At 72.1% G+C, this 4,523-nt stretch carries 4 protein-coding genes; 2 read left to right on the top strand and 2 right to left on the bottom strand.

What is annotated here, in order from left to right:
- Nucleotides 1-1,013 precede the first annotated feature (1,013 nt).
- Nucleotides 1,014-1,727: a GntR family transcriptional regulator gene (locus ACZ4W9_RS40165; protein ID WP_467944197.1), complete on the bottom strand. Its 714-nt coding sequence runs from the start codon at nt 1,725-1,727 to the stop codon at nt 1,014-1,016.
- Nucleotides 1,728-1,886: 159 nt separating this feature from the next.
- Between ACZ4W9_RS40165 and ACZ4W9_RS40160 the strand changes: the two genes are divergently transcribed.
- Both ACZ4W9_RS40160 and ACZ4W9_RS40155 read left to right on the top strand, forming a co-directional pair.
- Nucleotides 1,887-2,351 carry a hypothetical protein gene (locus tag ACZ4W9_RS40160; RefSeq protein ID WP_467944196.1) on the top strand — a complete coding sequence of 155 codons (465 nt, stop codon included), beginning with the start codon at nt 1,887-1,889 and terminating at the stop codon, nt 2,349-2,351.
- A 708-nt stretch (nt 2,352-3,059) separates the two neighbouring features.
- On the top strand, nt 3,060-4,064 hold the full coding sequence (locus tag ACZ4W9_RS40155; RefSeq protein ID WP_467944195.1) for a protein rep: 1,005 nt from the start codon (nt 3,060-3,062) through the stop codon (nt 4,062-4,064).
- Here ACZ4W9_RS40155 and ACZ4W9_RS40150 read toward each other — a convergent pair.
- On the bottom strand, nt 3,992-4,312 hold the full coding sequence (locus ACZ4W9_RS40150) for a hypothetical protein (protein WP_467944194.1): 321 nt from the start codon (nt 4,310-4,312) through the stop codon (nt 3,992-3,994). The genes ACZ4W9_RS40155 and ACZ4W9_RS40150 overlap by 73 nt on opposite strands.
- Between the last annotated feature and the right edge of the window lie 211 nt (nt 4,313-4,523).

Genomic DNA, 4,523 nt, shown 5'->3' with positions numbered 1-4,523 from the left:
GGGGGGGGGGAGGGGGGGGGGGGGGGGGGGGGGGGGGGGGGGGGGGGGGGGGGGGGGGGGGGGGGGGGGGGGGGCCCGGTCCGCCCCCCGCCGCCGCGCGAGCGGCGGCCTTGATCGAGTAGAGAAAGTCGTAACACGCCTCGCCACAACACCCGCCGCGCGGCGGTCTCTACGCGTGCACGCGTGTGCACGTGCACCTGTGCACGCCAATCGCGCGCGAGGCCCCGGATTCGACACGCTCGTGCGCCACGACGATGCCCGCGCCGACGCGGAGCGACCACACCGGCAGATCCGGATCGCGGCAGCAGCTGCTCCCCGGCGACCACGACCAGGAGCACGGTCCGCTCACGCGCCCGCGGCTGCGACGGCGGCGGTACGGCGGCTCGCCCATCCGGCCGGCGCACCCGGCGACCGGACCCGAGCAGACCCACCCTCCCCTCCCCGCCGCTCTGCCCGACAGCACCGCCGAGCCGCCGCAGTCGGCAACGGCGGCGCCACGTAAACCGCCCACGGTTGCCGCCTGGTGGTGACGGTCGGTGGTTACTTACTCCTTCCCGACCGCCCTCACGCGCGCGTCACGCGCGCGCGTTGGGACCCCCGACTCCCGTGCCCTGCCCCGGTGATGAGGAAGTGAGTAATCACGCTCCGTGGCGGGGGTGCTCGGCTCGCGGAAGTAATCCCAGGATTACTTCCGCGCGTCCGGATTGGAGGCTCTGTGCGCCCGTCTCCGGGCCTCGGAGGGTGGGGGCGGGCCGATGAGTCATCTGAGGGTCTGCGGGGCGCCGAGAGGGACCTCCAACGCCCGCACGCCCGGACGCCCGCACGCCCTTACGCGTGTGGGCGCGCACGGCACGCGCGGCACGCGGCACGCCCGGCACGCGGTGGACCCTCTGACGGCCACGTCCTCACGCGCGTGTGCGCGACTGGGCGCCTGGGCGAGTGGGCGCCTGCGCGTTGGGGCAGCAGAAAGCCCCGCCCGGATCGATCCGGGCGGGGCTTCAGGACGCTGTGGCCTACAGGAGGTCGCTCGCGAACCGGATGATCGTGGAGCCGTTCATCACCCGGACGGCAACCTCCACGATCCGTCCGTCAGCCAGGTACACGGTCCTGATCACCTGCGTGATGGATACGAAGTCGCCGGTGAGGCCCAGGGAGTGCTTCTCCGCGTCGGTGGCGTGACGGGACGTCACCTCCTCCAGCACTCGGGCCTGCGGCGATCCAAGTCGCTCTGCCGCCAGCTCTCGTGATCCTCCGGTGGAGGTCGGCTCAGCCAGTTCTGGCGTGGCCTCCACGACCTCCGGCAGGTAGTACGACGACGACAGGTGCACCGGGGTGCCGTTCCGGCTCACCACGCGGCGCCGAACGTGGACGGGAGTTCCCGGTGCCACGCCGAGCCGGGATGCGACGGTCTCGTCGGCGCCCACGGTGCCGACCTCCAGGATCCGTGAGGACTCGGTCGGTTCCAGGGCTCGGCCCGTGGCGGCGTGAGCCTGGACCCGGGCCGCGATCGTCGGGCTTCCCGGGAGGGCCACGACGGTGCCGGCACCGCTGCTTGCCCGGGTGAGTCCCTCCGCCTGGAGCGTCCGGTACGCCCTGTTAGCCGTCGCGATGGACACCGACCAGGTCTCCATCACCTCCCGGAGGGTGGGCAGCCGGTCGCCAGGGGCCAGGTTGCCGCTCTTGATCTGCTGGCGGTAGTGCTCGGCAATCTCCGCGTAGCCAGCCATTTCGTCACTCCTCCCCGATAAACGCTCTGCTTGTATTGCTCTTACTCTACCTCTTGCTCTACCTTTTCCCCAGAGCACGGCACTACAAGAGAGTGTGCCCGGCCAGGGAGGCACCCCTGACCGGGCCGCCGGATCTGATCGCATAGGAGGAGATCCGACATGACGATCCTCGCAGGTAGTGAGCCGATTCCCGCGTCCGTGGCGGCCATCTACGCCTCGGCCGCCGCCCGGATGCACGTTGTCCCGCGCGGTCCGCAGCACGGCGTCTCGGAGTTCGGCGAGACTCTTCCGCCCGGCCAGGCGGAGGAGGAGGGATGCGAGCGGGTGGAGACCCGGCTCTCCCTCTACCTCTCGGCCGATGACCTGCTGGGTGCCTACTGGGACGCCACGGCGCTCTGGGAGACCGGCCCGGAGGTCATCGAGCAGATGACGCCCGATCAGCTCCGGTGGCACATCATCTCCAGCCTCGTGATCGCGGGCGGCCCCGGCAGCCCGAAGGTCAGCCGCCTCGCGGCGGAGGCACGTGCCTGCGGCCGCCGGGGAGAGCCCGAGGTCCAGCGCCTAGTCGCCGTCGGCTGCCGGGCCATCAAGCGCGCGTTCGGCATCACGGTGCCGCAGTCCTGACGCAGACACGACGAAGCCCCGCCGGCATCCCGGCGGGGCTTCCTTCGGTCCGTCAGACCACACCCGCCTCACGGGGCTTCGGGAGTGGCAGAGGGATCGGTCGGCCCAACTGATGCTTGGATCGCAGGCAGCACAAAGCGAAGCGGCCCGGGCGTAGGACCCCGGACCGCTTCTTGGAAGTCCAGCCCATCGGTTCGCAGCCAACTGACAGGACTTATGACCAGAGTACGAGAGATCACGTCCGCTGTTCCAGAGGCGGCGGCCGCCACGCGGTCTGCAGTTGCGCCGCTTACCCCCCGGCGTGAGCGCAGTGGCCCCATGACAGTCACCGGCCCCCGCTGCCACTGCGGCACCCCGATCACCCACACACCGGGCAAAAGGCCTCGCGTCTACTGCTCCGAGACATGCCGGTCGGCCGCCCGCCGGGCGATCGCGCGCGGCGAGTCGATCACCCCCACGACCGGTGAGGCCGGACGGCCTGAGCCCAAATCCGGTCGGCGCCTTGGTACTACCGGAGAAACTGCAACCCGTGCAGGTCAGAGCCCTGCGGCGGCGACCGGAAATGGGTCCGGAGCGACCGGACGGGACGCTCGCTGGACCCTCCGTGAGGGCCTGTGGCGGGTCACCCACGACAAGGGCCTGAAGGGCTGCGGACGGTCCGCCATCGCGGGCGGCGTCGGCGTCGTCCTCAACGGCGGAGTCGCCCATATGACCGGCCTGGTCACGTGCGGGAAGATCCACCTGTGCCCGGTCTGCTCCGCCAAGATCCGGGCAGCCCGGTCGGAGGAGATCGACACCGTGACGGCCGCCTGGCAGGCCGCCGGTCACGGACTCGCGATGATGACCCTCACCCTGCGGCACTACCGGCGGATGCCGCTCGGCACCCTCCGCAAGGGCAAGCGCTCCGGGCTGGTCGCGGTCCAGCACGACGCCTGGATCACGGCGTTCGGCAGCCGGGCCGGGAAGATGTGGCAGCGCCTGCAGACCGACCACGGTGTGCTCGGCTACGTCCGGGTCTGGGAGTGCACGCAGGGCGAACACGGCTGGCACCCGCACTTCCACGTCCTGCTGTTCCTCGACCGGCCGTGGAGCCGCGACAGGGCCGACTCCTTCGAGGCTGCCGCCCGTGAGCGCTGGATCCGGTCTGTCGAAAAGGCCGGCGGCTACCGGCCCAACGACCGGGGCCTGAAGGTCGACATCCCCCGACCCGAAGACGCCCAGCAGTTCAGCCGCTACCTGTTCAAGAACCAGGACGGCAAGGCGCGGTTCGAGCGCTGGGCGCCCGGCGCCGAGCTGGCCCGCGCCGACCTGAAGCGCGGTCGCGACGGCTCACGCATGCCGTTCGAGGTGGCCGAGGGGGCGGCGGCCGGGCTCGCCGACGACGTGCCGCTGTGGCACGAGTACGAGTACGGCGTCTACGGGATCCGCGCCATGTACTGGTCGAACGGCCTGCGGGCGCTGCTGGCCGATCTGGTCGACCTGGACGACCGGACGGACGAGGAGATCGCGGCCGAGGACGTCGGCGGTGAGGGCCTGGCGCTCATCCCCGCCGAGACCTGGTACCGGTCGGTGATCCGGTACCGGGGCCGCTCCCTCGACCTGCTCCGGGCAGCCGAGGACGGAGGACTCGGAGCGGTCCGCTACCTGGTCGAGTCATGGGGCCTGGTCTGGGGTCGGGACGTGCTCGACGCGCCCTCGCCATCGGCGAACTGACCACCCCGGTCGCCCAACTGGCGCCGCCGGGGGACCGGTCCGCCGGCGGTCCGTGCGCGGGGGTCGTCGTGCTCCTGGTCCTGGTGCTCGTCGCCGACGATCCGCTCGACGGGCAGCAGCCCGCGGGCGCGGAGGTCGGCGGCATCGGGGAGATGGAGTCCCTGCAGGGTGGTGTGGAGATCGGCCTCGCTGGCGCTGATGCGTCGCGTGCCGTTGGGACCGGTGCCGAGTGGGCGTCGGGTGCTCATGACGGGAGTCTGCTCTCGATCCGCAGCAGTCGCACGGGCGGGCCGAGGACGGCGCCGGGAGCGGGCCGAAGGCAGGAGCGGACGGGCGCCGGTCCGGGCCGCGGGGGGGGGGGGGGGGGGGGGGGGGGGGGGGGGGGGGGGGGGGGGGGGGGGGGGGGAAGAAAACAAAGGAGGGGCGGGGGGTGGGGGTGTTGTGGTTTGTGTTCGGTTG

The organism is Streptomyces sp. NPDC029296 (assembly GCF_055569255.1).
Note: the sequence above shows the minus strand (reverse complement) of the source record. Positions and strands in the feature narration are given on the sequence as shown.